This window comes from Novosphingobium taihuense (genome assembly GCF_007830315.1).
Taxonomy (GTDB): domain Bacteria; phylum Pseudomonadota; class Alphaproteobacteria; order Sphingomonadales; family Sphingomonadaceae; genus Novosphingobium; species Novosphingobium taihuense.
Genome location: NZ_VLKJ01000002.1, coordinates 227,731 through 243,535 on the forward strand (window position 1 = coordinate 227,731; position 15,805 = coordinate 243,535).

General features: G+C 65.5%; 15 protein-coding genes. 2 read left to right on the plus strand and 13 right to left on the minus strand.

From position 1 onward, the window contains the following. The first annotated feature begins 35 nt into the window (after positions 1 to 35). The gene (locus tag IQ25_RS06035) at positions 36 to 1,460 is read left to right on the plus strand and encodes an amidase (protein WP_246415644.1); all 1,425 of its coding nucleotides are present in this window, start codon (positions 36 to 38) and stop codon (positions 1,458 to 1,460) included. 24 nt (positions 1,461 to 1,484) lie between these two features. Here the strand turns inward: IQ25_RS06035 and IQ25_RS06040 are convergent, their stop codons facing one another. The 4 genes from IQ25_RS06040 to IQ25_RS06055 all read right to left on the minus strand — a co-directional run bounded on the left by IQ25_RS06040 (position 1,485) and on the right by IQ25_RS06055 (position 4,574). Then, positions 1,485 to 2,003 (minus strand): Lrp/AsnC family transcriptional regulator, encoded by a 519-nt coding sequence (locus IQ25_RS06040; RefSeq protein WP_144903734.1) that lies wholly within the window; start codon positions 2,001 to 2,003, stop codon positions 1,485 to 1,487. Beyond that, on the minus strand, positions 2,000 to 2,494 hold the full coding sequence (locus IQ25_RS06045) for an Lrp/AsnC family transcriptional regulator (protein ID WP_144903737.1): 495 nt from the start codon (positions 2,492 to 2,494) through the stop codon (positions 2,000 to 2,002). Before IQ25_RS06045 ends, IQ25_RS06040 begins: the two co-directional genes overlap by 4 nt. 88 nt (positions 2,495 to 2,582) lie before the next feature. Continuing rightward, positions 2,583 to 3,770, minus strand: a complete 1,188-nt coding sequence (locus IQ25_RS06050; RefSeq protein WP_144903740.1) for an acyl-CoA dehydrogenase family protein — start codon at positions 3,768 to 3,770, stop codon at positions 2,583 to 2,585. Positions 3,771 to 3,773: 3 nt separating this feature from the next. Further along, positions 3,774 to 4,574 (minus strand): SDR family NAD(P)-dependent oxidoreductase, encoded by an 801-nt coding sequence (locus IQ25_RS06055; protein ID WP_144903743.1) that lies wholly within the window; start codon positions 4,572 to 4,574, stop codon positions 3,774 to 3,776. A 310-nt stretch (positions 4,575 to 4,884) separates the two neighbouring features. Here IQ25_RS06055 and IQ25_RS06060 point away from each other — a divergent pair, with 310 nt between their 5' ends. Further along, on the plus strand, positions 4,885 to 5,997 hold the full coding sequence (locus IQ25_RS06060) for an acyl-CoA dehydrogenase family protein (RefSeq protein ID WP_144903746.1): 1,113 nt from the start codon (positions 4,885 to 4,887) through the stop codon (positions 5,995 to 5,997). Between the two features lie 496 nt (positions 5,998 to 6,493). Here IQ25_RS06060 and IQ25_RS06065 read toward each other — a convergent pair whose 3' ends face one another. The 9 genes from IQ25_RS06065 to IQ25_RS06105 all read right to left on the minus strand — a co-directional run bounded on the left by IQ25_RS06065 (position 6,494) and on the right by IQ25_RS06105 (position 15,799). Then, positions 6,494 to 7,294 carry an SDR family NAD(P)-dependent oxidoreductase gene (locus IQ25_RS06065; protein ID WP_144903748.1) on the minus strand — a complete coding sequence of 267 codons (801 nt, stop codon included), beginning with the start codon at positions 7,292 to 7,294 and terminating at the stop codon, positions 6,494 to 6,496. A gap of 10 nt (positions 7,295 to 7,304) precedes the next feature. Then, a complete protein-coding gene (locus IQ25_RS06070; protein ID WP_144903751.1) occupies positions 7,305 to 8,375 on the minus strand; it encodes an alkene reductase in 1,071 nt (356 codons plus the stop codon). A 5-nt stretch (positions 8,376 to 8,380) separates the two neighbouring features. Then, entirely contained in the window at positions 8,381 to 9,010 is a 630-nt protein-coding gene (locus IQ25_RS06075; protein WP_144903753.1) for a nuclear transport factor 2 family protein, read from the minus strand. Positions 9,011 to 9,023: 13 nt separating this feature from the next. Then, positions 9,024 to 9,563, minus strand: coding sequence for a flavin reductase family protein (locus IQ25_RS06080; RefSeq protein ID WP_258536962.1), 540 nt, complete (start codon positions 9,561 to 9,563; stop codon positions 9,024 to 9,026). 317 nt (positions 9,564 to 9,880) lie between these two features. Further along, complete coding sequence (locus tag IQ25_RS06085; RefSeq protein WP_144903759.1) at positions 9,881 to 10,369, minus strand: Lrp/AsnC family transcriptional regulator; 489 nt, start codon at positions 10,367 to 10,369, stop codon at positions 9,881 to 9,883. A 3-nt stretch (positions 10,370 to 10,372) separates the two neighbouring features. Continuing rightward, the gene (locus IQ25_RS06090; protein ID WP_258536963.1) at positions 10,373 to 10,915 is read right to left on the minus strand and encodes an Lrp/AsnC family transcriptional regulator; all 543 of its coding nucleotides are present in this window, start codon (positions 10,913 to 10,915) and stop codon (positions 10,373 to 10,375) included. A 78-nt stretch (positions 10,916 to 10,993) separates the two neighbouring features. Next, on the minus strand, positions 10,994 to 13,135 hold the full coding sequence (locus tag IQ25_RS06095; RefSeq protein ID WP_144903762.1) for an oxidoreductase: 2,142 nt from the start codon (positions 13,133 to 13,135) through the stop codon (positions 10,994 to 10,996). 154 nt (positions 13,136 to 13,289) lie between these two features. Further along, a complete protein-coding gene (locus tag IQ25_RS06100) occupies positions 13,290 to 14,441 on the minus strand; it encodes a helix-turn-helix transcriptional regulator (protein ID WP_144903765.1) in 1,152 nt (383 codons plus the stop codon). A gap of 194 nt (positions 14,442 to 14,635) precedes the next feature. Then, positions 14,636 to 15,799: an LLM class flavin-dependent oxidoreductase gene (locus tag IQ25_RS06105; protein WP_144903768.1), complete on the minus strand. Its 1,164-nt coding sequence runs from the start codon at positions 15,797 to 15,799 to the stop codon at positions 14,636 to 14,638. Positions 15,800 to 15,805 lie beyond the last annotated feature (6 nt).

The window sequence follows — 15,805 nt, forward strand, 5'->3', positions numbered from 1 at the left end:
CCGCAACCGCCGGCCTGCCGGGAAATGCACACGCCATGAGCGAAGTACTCGATACCCACGACAGCCTCGGGCTTGCCGATCTGGTGAAGAAGCGCAAGGTCTCGGCCACCGAACTGCTCGAAGCCGCAATCGCGCGGGCCGAGGCCCTGAACCCGCGCTTCAATTTCATGGCGCAGAAGCACTACGACTATGGCCGCAAGGCCATAGCGGCGGGTCTGCCGCAAGGTCCGTTCAGCGGCGTGCCGTGGCTGCTGAAAGACCTCAACACCTATATCGCGGGCGAGGTGACCGAGAACGGCAGCCGCCTCTACAAGGGCCAGCGCGCGAGTGTCACCTCTGAACTGGTGCGCCGGATCGAACGCGCGGGCTTCGTGATCTTCGGCAAGACGACCACGCCCGAATTCGGCCTCACCGGCACGACCGAGAGCGTGGCCAACGGCCCGACGCGCAATCCGTGGAATCCTGAGCGGATCGCCGGTGGCTCGTCGGGCGGCGCGGCGGCGGCAGTGGCGGCGGGCGTGATTCCGGCGGCGCATGCCACCGACGGTGGCGGCTCGATCCGCATTCCGGCGTCCGCCTGCGGCTTGTTCGGCCTGAAGCCATCGCGCGGGCGGGTACCAATGGGACCTGCGCGGACAGAAGGCTGGGGCGGCATGTCGGTCCACCACGCGGTCAGCCGCACGGTGCGCGATTCCGCCGCGATCCTTGATGCGACGCATGGGGTAGAGCCGGGCTCGCGCTATTCCGCGCCAACGCCCGAGCGGCCCTACCTGCAGGAAGTGGGGCGCGATCCTGGCAAGTTGCGGATTGCCCTGATGCTGACGCCCAATTCCGGCGCGCCGGTCGATCCCGAAGTGGTGGAGGCCACGCGCGCGGCGGCAAGGCTGCTCGAAAGCCTTGGCCACCATGTCGAGGAAGCCGCGCCGAAGATCGACATGGCTGCAATCGGGGCCAGCAGCTTCGCGCTGATGGCATCGTCAGTCGCCGCCGATTGCGTGGACCGCGCCAGAGCGCTGGGCATCGAACTGGGGCCGGACGTGCTGGAGCGGACCACGCTCGATTTCATCGCGATGGGCAAGAGCTATACCGGCATGGACTACGCCCGCGGCAACAATGCCTATCAGGCCGCGGCGGTGACGATCGCGCAGTTCATGGAACGCTGGGACGTGATCCTTTCGCCCACGTTGTCTGCCCCGCCGCTGCCGCTGGGCCGCATCGGGCTGGATACCGGGCGCAGCATGATGGACTGGGGGCGCGAGGTCGGCACCTTCACCGCCTTTACAGGCATCTACAACGGCACCGGCCAACCCGCGATGTCGCTGCCGCTGGCAATGTCGAAGGACGGGTTGCCCATCGGCGTGATGGTCACCGGCCGCTATGGCGAGGAAGGCCTGCTGTTCCGCTTGGCCGGACAGGTCGAAAAAGCCGCGCCGTGGATTGGGCGGCGGGCGAAGGTCTAGGTGCCGGGGTAACGCCGTTTCCGTTCAGTCGTCGGCTTCACCCTGCCCGCGCAAATCCTCCACCGTGGCAATCGGCCCGATGGCAGCGTTGTATTTTACCGTCTGGAGGACGAGTTCGGTCTCGGCCTCGCGGATGCCGTCCAGCGCCAGGACCTGGTTGGTGACGGCGGCGGCGTCTTCGAGGCTCGGCAGGACGCAGATGGCGATCAGGCGCAGGGCGGCGTTGGCATCGTAGAGCGCGCGTACCTGCGGCAGGGCGAGCAGGCCTTCGCGAACGGCATCCAGCTTGCCGCTAGCGCATTTCACCGTCACGAACATCATGTGCTGCCCGGCGTTGGTAGCATCAAGTCCGCGCGCGATATCGACGATGGGGACGAGCTTGAGCAGCCCTGCGTTCTGGAGCCGCTTCACCCGTCCGCGCACGGTGCCTTCGGTTACGCCAAGGTCTGCGGCGATCTTGCGGAAGGAAAGGCGCGCATCATCAGCGAGCGCCTCGGCGATCTGGCGGTCAAGCTCGTCGGTCTGCGGGAACTGGTCGATCATGCGGCGATGGGGCCAACGGCGGTGTTGTAGCGATAGACGGTGTTGAGCAGTTCGACGTCGACGTCCTCGACCCCGGCAATCCCGGCCGAGACATCGCGCGCCGCTTCGATCATCTCGCGCGCGGCGTGGAAGGCGTAGAGGCAGCTCACCGGATAGCGGCCAGAGGTGAGGTGGACCGACAGGACGTGTTCGCGCGTCGCCAGTTCCTGCGCCACTTCGAGCGGGGCGCGGCCGCTCACCTGAAGGCGGATGCGCGCGAGCAGGCGATAGCCGTGGACGCGGAAATCCGACAGGGCAACCACGCGCATCAGCCCGGCGGCGTCCATTGCGCGGATGCGGTTGGCAACGAGATTGCCGGTCAGCCCCAGTTCCTCGCCGATCACCGTCGATTGCGCGCGGCCATCGCGCTGCAGCACTTCGATGATGCGAAGGTCGATCTCGTCGAGCGCGCCAGCTTTGGCGCGGCGTGTATTCGGCTTGTCCTCGGCCAAGTGGTACCCCCCGGATTGCGTAAGCGAAGCCTAGAGCGCGCTACGCATCGGGGCAAGGGTGAGCGTGTCTCTGGCGATCAGCCGCCCACTAGCCCCTCGGCTCCCTTGGCAGGCCCAATCCCCGCTCGGCAATGAGGTTGCGCTGGATCTGGTTGGTGCCGCCGTAGATCGTATCGGCGCGGCTGAACAGGAACAGGTTGGGCAGGACATCCCATTCGTAAGTCTCGCCCGCGGCAACCTCGCCAGCCTGCCCCAGCACGTCCATCGCAAGTTCACCAAGGCGGCGGCGCCATGAGGCCCACTGGATCTTGTAGGTCAGCGCCGCGCCATCGATGCTGGAATGGTCCGCGTTCGAAAGCATCCGCAGCGCGCCATAGCGCATCAGGCGCAAGCCGATCTCGGCGCTGGCGATACGCTGGCGGATCACCGGATCGCGGTCCTTGCCCGTCTGCTTCGCCGCCTTGATGATCTCGTCCAGCTCATTGCGGAAGCCCATCTGCTGGCCGAGCGTGGAGACACCCCGTTCGAAGGCGAGCAGGCCCATCGCGATCTTCCAGCCATCGCCGGGCGCGCCGATCAGGCTATCTGCCGGGCAGCGCGCCTCGGTGAAGAAGGTCTCGTTGAATTCGGCATCGCCGTTGATCTGGCGGATAGGGCGGACTTCGATGCCGGGCTGGTCCAGTGGCATCATCAGGAACGTCAGCCCCTTGGGGCCTTGTGATCCTTCCTCGGTGCGGGTGACGACGAAGATCCAGTCGGAAATGTGGGCAAGGCTGGTCCAGATCTTCTGGCCATCGACGATCCATTCTCCATTTGGCCATTCCCCACCTTCCAGTCTGCCCTTGGTGCGCACGCTGGCAAGGTCCGATCCCGCGCCGGGTTCGGAAAAGCCCTGGCAGAAGATCGTGCGGCCAGCGGCAATATCGGGGAGGAAGCGGCGCTTCTGTTCCTCGGTGCCGAAGGTCAGGATCGTGGGTCCGGCAAGCTCGACCCCGATATGGTTGATCCGGCCCGGAACCCCGGCGCGGGCATATTCCTCGGCGAAGATCACCTGCTGGGCCAGCGAAGCATCGCGCCCGCCCCACTGCTTCGGCCAGCCGATGCAGCCCCAGCGGTGTTCGCCCAGCTGCTGTTCCCATTCGCGCCGCCGTTCGGGCATAGCGGTAAGCTGTGTGACGCCCCTGATGTCGCGGAACTCGCCCGCCATCTGGCCCTGCAGCCAGGCGGCGCACTCTTCGCGAAATGCCTCGTCGGCGGCGGAAAATCCAAGCTTCATGTGTTAGCCCGGCATGTAGAGTTGCGCGGCCTTGCCCCCATCGACGGGCAGCGCGGTGCCGGTGATGTAGCTCGCCTTGCGCGAAAGCATGAACACGATGGCCTCGGCCAGTTCATCCGGCTCGCCCCCGCGCTGCATCGGGATCGCACGGGTCGTGGCGGCGGCAAAATCGGGCGCGCGGCTTTCGTAATCCTGCGTCGCGGCAGTCTGGACCTGCCCCGGCACGATGGCGTTGACGCGAATGCCAAGCGGCGCACCCTCCATCGCAGCTGCCGCAGTAAAGTGCACCAGTGCCGCCTTCGATGCCGAATAGCTTGCCATGTTGGCCAGCGCCTTGATCCCGCAGGTCGAGGCGATGTTGACGATCGAACCGCGCTGGCGGCCTTCGGGCTCCTGCCGTGCCATCACCGCCATCGCCGCCTTCGTGCCCACGAACACCGCATCGGCATTGACCGCAAAGTCCTTGCGCCAGTGCTCCAGCGTAAGCTTGGCAATCGGAGCGTAGTGGACCGACATGGCGTTGTTCACCAGCATGTCGAGCCGGCCATGGCGCGCGGCCACGTCCTCGATCAGCGCGGTGAAGGCATCGAAGTCCGAGACGTCGAGCTTGGCCGCCTCGACCGTGCCGACCTCTGCGATCTCGGCGCGCGCTGCCTCGAGCCTGTCGTCACGGCGGGCGCAGATAACCACGGTCGCGCCACGCGCGGCGAGCAGTTTCGCGGTGGCGAGACCGATGCCATCGCTGCCGCCGGTCACCACGGCGACTTGCCCTGCGAAGTCCTGCAAGTTCGAATCCTGCGCCATCACGGCCTCCTCTTCCAAACCTTCCGGCGGTTCAGCGCATCTGCGATGATTCGGGCCGCCATGTCAATCCAATGCGTAATTCAATATTATCCAATTTACGAATCAGTGGATGAATTGTCCCCTAACGACCCGGCTCTGCGGAAGCTTTGCCTCGGGTTTTGCAGAAATTCTGCTTTATCCCCTGTCACTTTGGGCATTGCGTGATTTTTTCTCTATAATATCACGCATAAGACAGTATGAGTCTTTGAAAGGCAGTATATGCGGAGAAATTAATTCCAGCATGTGCGCATGAGTTTTGGGGAGACTACCGATGGCCATTTCCGCTTCCACGCTTGATCTGGTGGCCACCCATGCCGCCGAGGGCCGGAAAGCGCGGCGCATTGCGCAGCCGGTGGTCGATGCGCTGACGGCGGACGGCTTCTTCCGCCACTTCACGCCAAAACAGTACGGCGGCCACGCCGGTCGCCCGCAGGACTTCTTCCTTGACCAGATCGCCATTGCCGAGCGGGACATGAGCACTGCCTGGGCGCTCGGCATCGTCGCGGTCCACAACTACCAGATCGCGCTGATGGACCGCCGCGCGCAGGAAACGATCTTTGCCGATGGCCCCGACGCGATGATCTCCAGCTCCTACAACCCTGTGGGAGCAAGGGCCGAGAAGGTCGATGGCGGCGTGATGCTCTCGGGTCGCTGGGGCTGGTCAAGCGGCTCGGCGCATTGCAACTGGGTGCTGCTGGGCGGCGTCATCCCCGAAGAGGGCTATCGCACCCACCTCGTGCCGAACACGCAGTACCGCATCGACGACACCTGGTTCACCATGGGCCTGCAGGGCACCGGGTCGAACGATATCGTCATCGACGAGCCCGTCTTCGTGCCCGACCACATGACCCACAAGCAGATGGACGGGTTCAACTGTCTCCACGAACAAGGCCCCGGCGTCTATGACCTGCCATGGGCACAAGTGTTCGTGCGCGTCGTCAACACCAGCGCGATCGGCGCGGTGCGTCATGCCATCTCCCTGATGCGCGAGCGCGCCGGGATGACCACCACCGACATGACCAAGAGCAACGCCGACCCCGACGTGCTTGCCCGCATTGCCCGCGCCGCCAACCTTGCCGATGAAGCCACCGCCGTGATGGTTCGCGCCTATGACGAGATGGAAGCAGCGGACTGGCGCCCGACCATGCTCGACCGCGTCCGCTATCGCTATCAGGCAAGCTTGGTGGGCGACCGCTGCATCAAGGCGATGGACCTGCTGATGGATGTGGCGGGCGGCCGCTCGGTCTATGCCGGCAGCGCATTCCAGGACCTGTGGCACGACGTCCGCATGGCCCGCGCCCACGTTGCCAACAACCCTGTCGGCTTTGCCCGCAATTACGCCAACATGCTCATGGGCGGCGAGAACGGCGATCTCTTCCTCTGACGCTGCCTTGCCAGCGCGCGGCGATCGCACAACGCCTGAAGGGGCCGCCTTTTACCAAGCGGACCGGGCTTTCGGCTTGTTCGATGATCATGTCACCCCCCAGGCCCGGGCCTTCCCCGCAGGGGATTTCCTCCCCGCGCGCGAAGCTGCTGGCCCGGTGAAGCGGGGCCAACTGTTGAAATCGCATTCTGAGAGAATCCACGGGAACCAATAACTTGGCTGAGGGTTGGGTATGCCTGCGCAGTTGCAACCCGAATTCTGGAGGCCTTGCTCGTGGCATCGAGACCAGCCCATTCCTGCCGCCGGGACAGCTCGCCTGTGGACGTTCAGGCCGGAAACCGTAGGAGATCGAACGCGGCGTTGATCTCTGCGTTCAAGCTGGCGGTTGCCATCAACCTCCTCGCCTGCATCCTTCTCCTGCCCGAGCTCATTGCCCAACGCGAAGCCAGCAGGATGAGCGCTCGTATAGCTGCGGAAATAGGCGCGATACCGGCTTCTAGCTGAACCACGCCCCGCCATTGACGTTGACCGTGCTGCCGGTGGCATAGCTGGCATCGTCGCTGGCGAGATAGGCCACCGCGCCCGCCACTTCCTCGGGCCGCGCCAGCCGCTTCATCACGCTGTCGGCCGCAACGGCGGCTTTCACCTCTTCGGGCAGGGGCGCGTAGATCGGCGTTTCGGTTGCCCCCGGATTGACCGCGTTGACCCGGATGCCGCGTGGCGCCAGTTCACGCGCCATCGCGCGGGTCATGCCGAGCACCGCAGCCTTGGCCGTCACGTAAGGCACCGGCCCATTGCCCGCGAGCGCGGCGGTGGAGCCGATGTTGACGATCGTGCCTCCGGTCCCCTGCTCGCTCATGATCCGCACCGCCGCGCGGCTGCAGCGAAACGCACCGTCGAGCGTCACCGCCAGCACGCGTGACCAGCCCTCGTCGCTGCAATGGATGGTCTGGTCGGCAAAGGCGCTGTCATCGCCCCCGGCGCGCGCGGCCTGCCCTGCATAGAACTCGGCCATGCCATCGCCCGGTGCGCTGCCGATCCCGGCGTTGTTGACCAGAACATCAACCCCACCGAGCTTTGCCGCCACTTCGGCAAAGGCCGCGTCTACCGATGCACTGTCGGCAACGTCGCATGCCACGCCGATGTGAGGATGCAACAACACCGTGCCCGCCTTCTCCGCCGCTAGATCGAGCACGGCGACAACCGCGCCCTCGTCCGCCAGCCGCCGCGCAATCGCCGCGCCGATCCCTTGCGCCCCGCCGGTCACGACCGCGCGCTTGCCTTCGAGTCTTTGCATGTCGCCTCTTTCAACCCGCACGCGGATAATCGGTATAGCCGCGCGCGTCGTCGCCGTGGCCGGTGTAGAAGGTGTTGCGATCCCCCTTGGCGAGCGGCGCACCCGTTCGGAATCGCTCCACCAGATCGGGATTGGCGATATAAGCGTATCCGAACGAGACCGCCTCGGCCTTGCCCTCGCCGATCACCGCATTGGCCTTGTCCAGCGTCAGCCCGCAGTTCTCGATCACCGCGCCCGTCCAGTTGGCCCGCACCAGTTCCAGCGCATCAAACCCCGCATTGGGAATATGGATCAGGTGGCAATAGGCCAGACCCATGCCGTCCACCGCCTTCAGCAGCGTGGCGTAAGTCTCCGCCGGGTCCGCATCGGCCATGCCGTTGAAGGTCACTCCCGGACAGATCCGAAAGCCCACGCGCCCCGGCCCCACCGCCGCCGCCAGCGCTGCAAGCGTCTCGACCACGAAGCGCACGCGGTTCTCGGCACTGCCGCCATAGGCATCGCTGCGCTGGTTCGAATTGGACGAAAGGAACTGCATCGGCAGGTAGCCGCTGGCGCAATGCAGCTCCACCGCATCGATCCCGGCTTCGCGGGCATTGCGCGCCGCGCTCACATACTCGGCAATCACGCCCGGAATCTCGTGCGCTGCCAAAGCCCGTGGCATCTCGGTCGACACCGGCACGCCATCGGGGCCGGGTATCGGATCGGGGCAGGCAATGGCACTGGGCGCAACCGTCTCGGCATCCGCCGCCTTGTTCGCGCGCACCGCCGCGCGGCCCACGTGCATTAGCTGCATCGCGATGAGGCCGCCTTCTGCATGTACCGCATCGGCCACGTTGCGCCAGCCTGCCACCTGCTCGGGCGAATGGATGCCAGGCGTGCGCCAGTAGCCCTTGCCATGCGGCGAAGGCTGGGTGCCCTCGGTCACGATCAGCCCCGCCGAGGCGCGCTGGCGGTAATATTCGACCATCAGGTCGGTCGGCTCGTCGAGCGGCCCCGCCCGGTCACGCGTCATCGGGGCCATGACCACGCGGTTGCGCAAGCTCAGATCACCGATGTGGACTGGCGAGAAGACGTCAGCCACGCCGGTCAACTCCGCACGCGGGGCTTAGGCAACGGCGCACCGCGGCGCATCGTCTCGATGAACTTTTCCAACGGCGCGGGCGGCTCGACCGGCCCGTCATGCGGTTGCCCCTGCCGTGCCCAATAGGTCTTCCAGCTGGGGAACAGGTCGTGGAAGCTGCCATGATAGGGCGGCACACCCGGCCAGCGCATCTTGCGATCGCCGATTGGCGGTTTGTTGAGGTCGCTCGCGTACCAGTATAGCGGCAGGCGGCGGCGGAAGTACCAACGGCCCTCGATGCGTTCGTACTGGTCAAAATACATCATCTGCATGATGACCCAATCCGCGCCGCACTCGTGCTCGTTCTTGGAATAGACCACGCCTTGCGCATGGTCGGGATCGTCGAAGTCGATCACGTGGCCGCCGATGTGGTGGCTCGTCCCGTCGAACTGCATCGAATGCGTCTCGTCGAACCAGTCGCGCAGCGCCTTGCGCCCGCTCTTGCCGCCGCCGACGCGGACGTCCTCGGGGAACAGGTTCACCCAGGCATCGCCATCGCGCATGTCCAGCGCGAGCGAATACTTGGCGGGCAACTGCCGGATCGCGTCGAGCGATTCCAGCCGGTCGATGCGGGCGAGCAGGGATTGATCGGTCATCGGGTTTGCGCCTTCAGGAAATTGGAGCGGGCCGGCAGAGCGCGCCATTGGCCCAGCCGAGGATGTCGTCGCTGCCCGAGGTGATCAGGTCGTCCACCTCGCCCACCAGCAGGTCGTGCGTGCCGAAGCTGACGGATTGGCGGATCGTGCAGAAGATCGCGGCAGGCGCATTGTCGATGAACCACACGCCCCCATGTCGAGAATTGGCATGTGAATGGTGCACATGTTGCCGCCAATCCTCCTGCGTGAACCGGGCATCGCGCGCGGCGGGATCGGCAAAGGGCAAAACGTGCCCGTCCTGCCCCGCCTGCAGCAGATTGATGCAGAAGCGCCCTGCCCGCACCATCGCGTCATAGGCGCTGCCCGAACGGTTCACGCAGATCGCCATGGCGGGCGGATCGAGGCACACCGGCATCAGTGCCGACATCGCCAGCCCCACCGGCGCGCCACTGTCTGGATCGAAGCTGGTAACGATGCCCAGCGGCGCGGGCATGAACCGCAGCACGCGCTTCAACCGGGCATCGAGCGGAAGGCTGGTCTGCGTCAATCTCACTCCCCTCACCCGGTCCGCGACTGACGGGCGAATCCGGATCAATCTTGCCATCTGCGCTATTATATATCATTTGCTCTACGCAAATGCAAAGTGAAACGGCTCAACCCGCCACGAACCCGCAGCCACCCCGCACCCGTCCCCACCATCGGCACAAGACCGACAGCACATGGATCCCGGCCTGCGCCGGGATAACGTGGAAAATTCTGTGAAATTATGCCGTCAAGGCAACCGTCACCCCGGCGCAGGCCGGGGTCCATTGCGCTGCAGACCGTCGCAACCCCGCCGCTCGGGCCCGAAACGCTCAGGCCCCGAAACGCTCAGACGTCGTCGTCGATCACTTCAGGCTTGGTGATCTTGGCCATGCGCGAGTTGTACTTGACCGTCTTCACCGCGATCGAGGTTTCGACGTGGTGCACGCCATCGATCGCCAGGATCTTGTCCGAGGCCAGTTCGACCAGCGCATCAAGCTCATCGATCAGGCACAGCGCGGCGAGGTTGAATTCGCCCATCGTGATCAGCACCGCGTTGATGCCGGGAATGTCGGCCACGACCTGCGCCACTTCGCGCACGCGGTGCACGTCGGCCTGGATATTGATGAAGGCGAGCCGTGCGCGCTTGCCCATCTCGAAGCCGGTGATCGCGGTGAACGCGATCAGACCGTCCTGCTGCAACCGCTTGATGCGGCCGCGCACGGTGCCTTCGGTCACGCCCAGTTCCGCCGCGATCTTGCGGTTGGAAACGCGCGCGTCTTGCGAGAGCATTTCGATCAGCTGCTGGTCGAGCGCGTCAAGTGCCGGTGCCGCCATGGTTCAGCCCTCCCCGCCCTTGGTCACGCCGCTGCGGCCCGCGATCGGGGCCACGTCGAACTTGTACTTGATGATGTCGACCACCACAGCCGGGGTAAGCGAGCGGATGCCGCGGATGCCGGAAAGGTCATCGAGCAGGAACTGCGAAAGATCGTCAAAATCATGCAGCGCCACGAGCATGTCGATGTCGTAGCGACCGGTCACCAGATGCGTTGCAAAGACTTCGGGCAAGGCCGCCAGTTCGGCCGCCACTTCCGAAGCAGGACGTCCATCGACCTGGACCGAGATGCGCAGCAGCACATTGAAGCCATGCGCAGTGAAGTCCGAGACCGCCACCACGCGCAGCTGGTCGGCATCTTCCATGCGCTTGATGCGCGTGGATACCGTCGTCGCCGTCAGCCCGAGCTTCTCGGCGATCTGCTGGTTGTTGGCCCGCCCGTTCAGGCGGAGTTGTTCGACGATGTTGAGATCGGTCGCGTCGTAGCTGAAAGTCTGCGTCATGGTCCCCGGCGTGCCGCCCGAATTGTCTCGGGTCGGTTTGCGCAAGGGGTTGCGATCCGTCAACCTCATTATCGACCGCAATCGGCGCGAGTGCGGATCATGCGCAATGCAAGAGCGCCCCTGTCACGCATCGGCCAGCGCGCGCACGGCATCTGCGGCGCCGCGCATCGCACCCTCGATATAGCCAACGCCATTGGCATCGCCGATCGCATGAACGGTGAACCCGGCCGCGCGCAAGGTATCGGCCAGCGAATGGTCCCCTTCCGCCCCCTTGGCCACGATCACGTTGCCCGCCGGCACCGATAGCTGCTCGCCCGCCGCATTGACGAAGCTCACGCTGTCCTTGCCGATGACGATGTCCCTCGCCCCGCCGTGCAGCCCGACGCCGTGTTCGGCCAGCTCCGCAATCAGCCGCATCCGTCGCACCAGCGTCAGCCCCTTGCCCAGTCGTGGCGCTTCCTCGATCACGTTGACGGTGCGTCCGCGCTCGCAGAGGAACTCGGCCAGCTCCAGCCCCACCAGTTCGCCGCCGATGATCGTCACGCTGTCGGCCAGCGGCATCCACGCATGGGTCGCCTTGCGCACCAGCGCGAGATTGGCCGTTGCCCCGGTCGCCGCGCCGACCTTGGTGGCAAGGCGCGTGAACAGCCCGGTCTTGCGCTTCAGGGCCGCCGTATCCTCGCCCAGCATCATCGCGCGCATGTCGTCGCCGGAATAGACGTGGGTCCCGTCGTTGCCGGGAATGGCGGGCATCCCGCGCACCGCCCCGCTCGCCACGATCACCGCCTCTGCCCCCAGCCCCCGCAGCAATTCGGGCGTCGCCAGCGTCGAAAGCTTCACCTCGACACCTGCCTCTGCCACTTCGCGCCTGAGCCATTCCAGCACGCGCTCGTTGGGTTCATAGGCAAGGCTGGCAAAGCGCAGCGTGCCGCCAAGGCGATCCGACTTCTCGATCAGCGTGACCTTGTGCCCCAGCCCCGCCAGCCTGCGGGCTGCCTCCATGCCGCCGGGACCACCGCCCACCACTGCGAACTTGCGCGGGCCCTTGCTCGAACCTTGGGCGTGCGCAACCGCGCCCTTGAACTCCAGCCCCAGATCCGGGTTGACCGCGCAACGCGCGCTTTCGCCCATGTAGATCGCGCTCACGCAGGTGTAGCAATAGACGCAAGGGCGAACCTTCTCGTCCTGCCCTTCCGCCAGTTTCCTCGGCAGATGCGGATCGGCCAGCAGCTTGCGCCCCATCGCCACGAAGTCTGCCTCGCCCCGGCCGATGGTCGCGTCCGCCGTCTCCACCTCGACACGGCCCGCACCGATTACCGGGATCGACACCACTTCGCGGATCGCCTTGGCGGCGGGCAGGTTCCAGTCCTCGATATGCGGGATGTTCGATTCCGAATGGAGCTTGCCCACAGCAGTATCGTGGTACGCGGTCACGGCAATCGCATCGACACCCGCCGCCTCGACCAGCCTTGCTGCCTCCTGCGCCATCTCCAGCGTGATGCCGCCCGGCTTGCCCACCTCGCGCGAATCGAGCTTGATCCACACCGGGTAATCCCTGCCCACCTCGGCGCGGATTGCGCGGATGACCTCGCAGGTCAGCCGCAGCCGGTTTTCCAGACTGCCGCCATACTGGTCGGTGCGGCTGTTGGTATAGGGCGAGGTGAACGAGGACAGCAGGTAGCCGTGCCCGCCGTGGATCTCCACGCCATCGAAGCCTGCCTCCTTCGCCCGCCGCGCGCCTTGGGCAAACTGGCTGACGGCGAGATCGATGTCCTCCTGCTCCAGCACCTTGATCTCGGGCATCTTCATGCCTGCCAGCGCCTGCAATTCCTCCATCAGAAAGTAGTCGATGAAGCTGCCCTTAGGCGCGGGCGGCACCGCAGGGCCCCACAGCTTGTGCCCCCAGCGGTTGTAGGAATAGCCGGCCACGAACCCGCCATGGTGCAGCTGCGCGGCGATCTTCGCCCCGTGCCTGTGCACGCGGTCGGTCATTTCCCTGAGCTTGGGAATGAAACGGTCCTCGGAGATCGCGGTCTGGCCCATGGCCACCGCGCCCACCGGCCATGCCACCCCTGCCACGCCCGAGACGATCAGCCCGACGCCGCCTTTCGCCTGCTCCTCGTGATAGGCCATGATCCGCTCACCCACGGTGCCATCGTCTTCCGAAAAGCTCACCCCCATCGCAGCCACGGCGATGCGGTTCCTCGTCTCCATCGTGCCGATGCGGCCCGGCGAGAGCAGGTGGGGAAAGCGGTTCGAAGTCATGCTGGCAGCTCCGTGATGCCGGAGCGAACGACCTGCGAATCCTGCGCAGCCATCCCCTTATCCCCGGCCATTATCTTATCTTGCGTAATTCATGATCTATTGAATTACGTTTTTCAAGGAGAATGGCGCAGGCCCAACATGAAATTCGCAAGGACTACCCGGCCAGCGACGCGAGCAGCGCCACCAGCTGCGCCTGCCGGTGCACCCCGGTCTTGGCGAAGACCGCGCGCAGCTGCACCTTGGCGGTGTTGTGCGCGATGCCCAGCGCCCGCGCCGCCTCGACCAGGCTCATCCCCTCGGCCAGCACCGAAGCCAGCCGCGCCTCGGCCATGGTCAGGCCAAGCAGTTCGCGCAAGAGCGCCGGGTCCTTGCGGCTTTCCGGCCCCTGCTGGCGATGCGGACTGGCAAGGAACAGCGCCAGCGCTCCGGTCCCGGCGTGAATGGCGCTCAGGTCCAAGGGCCGCGCCGTCACCACCAGATCGCCATGGCCGGGCCGCTCGATGCGAAAGCGCGTCAAGCCACCGCCGCGACGGCCATCGGCCAGCAATTCGCCCACCAGCCGCTGGTGCGCGCCGTCGGCAAAGGCCAGCTCTTCGCCCCTCCTCCTGAAGCCTTCATCCTGCGCCAACAGGCTCTCGGCCAGCGCATTGCTGCTGACGATACGGCGATTGCGGTCAAGCACCAGCAGCGCAAGGCCCAGCCCCTGCGCGGTCGCATGGAACATGCCGTGCTCGGCGCCTGCAAACTGCAGCTTCTCGAACAAGGTCACCGCAATGCGCAGATGCTGCGCCAGCGCCTGCAGCCGCGCGCGCTCCTCGCGGGTGAAATCGGGCAGCGAGTTGTGGCGGCTGATCCGGAACCGAGCCTCATAACGCCCGTCGTCGGGCCGCCCGGCCCTGCTCCCGCCGAAATGCAGATCGATCCCCAGCACCCGGTCGAACCCGCTTTCTGCCATCGCGCGCCGATAGGTGGCAAAGGCGCCCTCCGGCAGATCGGCCATGAATTCGGCATAGGAGGTGACGACGCCATCGCTCAGCCCCTGGAACGGGTCCTCGGCAAACAGCGTCTCGGTATAGGCCGCGTCGAAGTCTGCATCCGATCCCGGCGTCAGGAATGTCGCGGGCTGGCGCTTGCCCGGCGCCGTGATGATCAGCGTCGCAAAACTCGCCTCCATCCACCGCGCCAGCGCTTCAAGAAACGCGCGCCAGGGCTGCTCGCCCGTTACGCCCGGCGACACCCCGGCATAGAGCCGGGCCAGCAAATCCGAAAAACCCTCGTCGATCGCTCCGCCCATGTCCCAGTACATAGGCCGCGTCCCCGCGATCCGACAACCGCCAAGCACCCCACCCAGCCAGCATATCACCCCTCAACCAGCGCCAACCGACAGCAAATGGATCCCGGCCTCCGCCGGGATGACGCTAAGAGTCGAACGAAATGTCTTACGTCACCCCGGCACAGGCCGGGGTCCATGCGCTCACGCCATGAATCGATAGCAGAGGCCTACTCCGCCGCCTCCATCACCCCGGCCGCAGCTTCTTCCAGCGCGCGGAAATGCGGGATCACCTTCTCGCCGATGTTGCGGATCGTCTCCATGATGATCTCGTGCGGGATGCCGCCCATCTGGAAGATGAACAGGATCTCGTCGGCGCCCGCATCCTTCAGCCGCTGGACATAGCGGATGCAATCGTCGGGCGTGCCATAGGCGTCCTGCGCCACGGTGTAGTTCGAAAGGTGCTCGTCCCCCACTGGGATCGCCTCTTCGGAGAGGTAGGCGATGGTTGCCTGCTTGCCCTGCTCCAGCACCTTGGCGTGGTCCTCGGCATCGAGGTTCTCATCCACCGTCGGCTTCGGTCCGCCCTGATACCAATAGGCGATGGATTCGGCGAAGAAGCGCTGGCCGCGCAGGCCGATCTTGCGCGCCTTGTCGCGGTCATCCAGCACGGTCGCGGCACAAAGCGCGGCGAGATGCTCGGTCGGGCGGAAGCCGACCTGGTCCTCGGCCTTGCGGGTGCGGAAGGCCTCGCGATAGATCGCGTTCTTCCTGGCGATCTCTTCCGGCCCGGAAAAGCCCAGCACCAGCGCACCGATGCCCCGGCTGCCTGCCGCCACCAGCGTGTTCTCGCGCGTGCAGGCCATGTACATCGGCGGGTGCGGGTCCTGCCATGGGCTCGGGTGGATCGGGCGCTTGGGGATCTTGATGTAAGTGCCGTCGTGCTCGATCTCGTCCTGCACCATGATCTTCGGGATCAGGTACATCGATTCATCGATCATCGGCTGCAGGTCATTCAGGTCGTAGCCGAAGGTCCCCGCCTCCTGCTGCGTCCCGCCCTTGCCCACGCCGAAGTGCAGGCGCCCCTGCGAAAGAATGTCGAGCGTGGCGATGCGCTCGGCCACCTTGACCGGGTGGTTCATGGCAGGCGGCAGGCACACCACGCCGTGCCCGATGTGGATGCGGCTCGTCGCGCCGGCAATGAACGCCAGCACCGTCTCGGGCGCAGACATGTGGGCGTACTGCGTCAGCGCAGTATGTTCGACGCACCAGATGCAGTCGAAGCCCATCGTTTCGGCATACTTCGCCTGCTCGACGATCTGGAGGAACACCGCGCGCTCGTTCTCGCGGCTCGTGTCCACCATCTGCGCTTCGTAGATGATCGAGAATTTCATGTCGCT

Excerpts from the sequence above, each read along its gene's own strand:
- IQ25_RS06060 (WP_144903746.1), top strand. The coding sequence starts at position 4,885 with ATGGCCATTTCCGCTTCCACGCTTGATCTGGTGGCCACCCATGCCGCC.
- IQ25_RS06075 (WP_144903753.1), bottom strand. The coding sequence starts at position 9,010 with ATGACCGATCAATCCCTGCTCGCCCGCATCGACCGGCTGGAATCGCTC.
- IQ25_RS06040 (WP_144903734.1), bottom strand. The coding sequence starts at position 2,003 with ATGATCGACCAGTTCCCGCAGACCGACGAGCTTGACCGCCAGATCGCC.
- IQ25_RS06100 (WP_144903765.1), bottom strand. The coding sequence starts at position 14,441 with ATGTACTGGGACATGGGCGGAGCGATCGACGAGGGTTTTTCGGATTTG.
- IQ25_RS06050 (WP_144903740.1), bottom strand. The coding sequence starts at position 3,770 with ATGAAGCTTGGATTTTCCGCCGCCGACGAGGCATTTCGCGAAGAGTGC.
- IQ25_RS06065 (WP_144903748.1), bottom strand. The coding sequence starts at position 7,294 with ATGCAAAGACTCGAAGGCAAGCGCGCGGTCGTGACCGGCGGGGCGCAA.
- IQ25_RS06085 (WP_144903759.1), bottom strand. The coding sequence starts at position 10,369 with ATGGCGGCACCGGCACTTGACGCGCTCGACCAGCAGCTGATCGAAATG.
- IQ25_RS06095 (WP_144903762.1), bottom strand. The coding sequence starts at position 13,135 with ATGACTTCGAACCGCTTTCCCCACCTGCTCTCGCCGGGCCGCATCGGC.
- IQ25_RS06105 (WP_144903768.1), bottom strand. The coding sequence starts at position 15,799 with ATGAAATTCTCGATCATCTACGAAGCGCAGATGGTGGACACGAGCCGC.
- IQ25_RS06035 (WP_246415644.1), top strand. The coding sequence starts at position 36 with ATGAGCGAAGTACTCGATACCCACGACAGCCTCGGGCTTGCCGATCTG.
- IQ25_RS06055 (WP_144903743.1), bottom strand. The coding sequence starts at position 4,574 with ATGGCGCAGGATTCGAACTTGCAGGACTTCGCAGGGCAAGTCGCCGTG.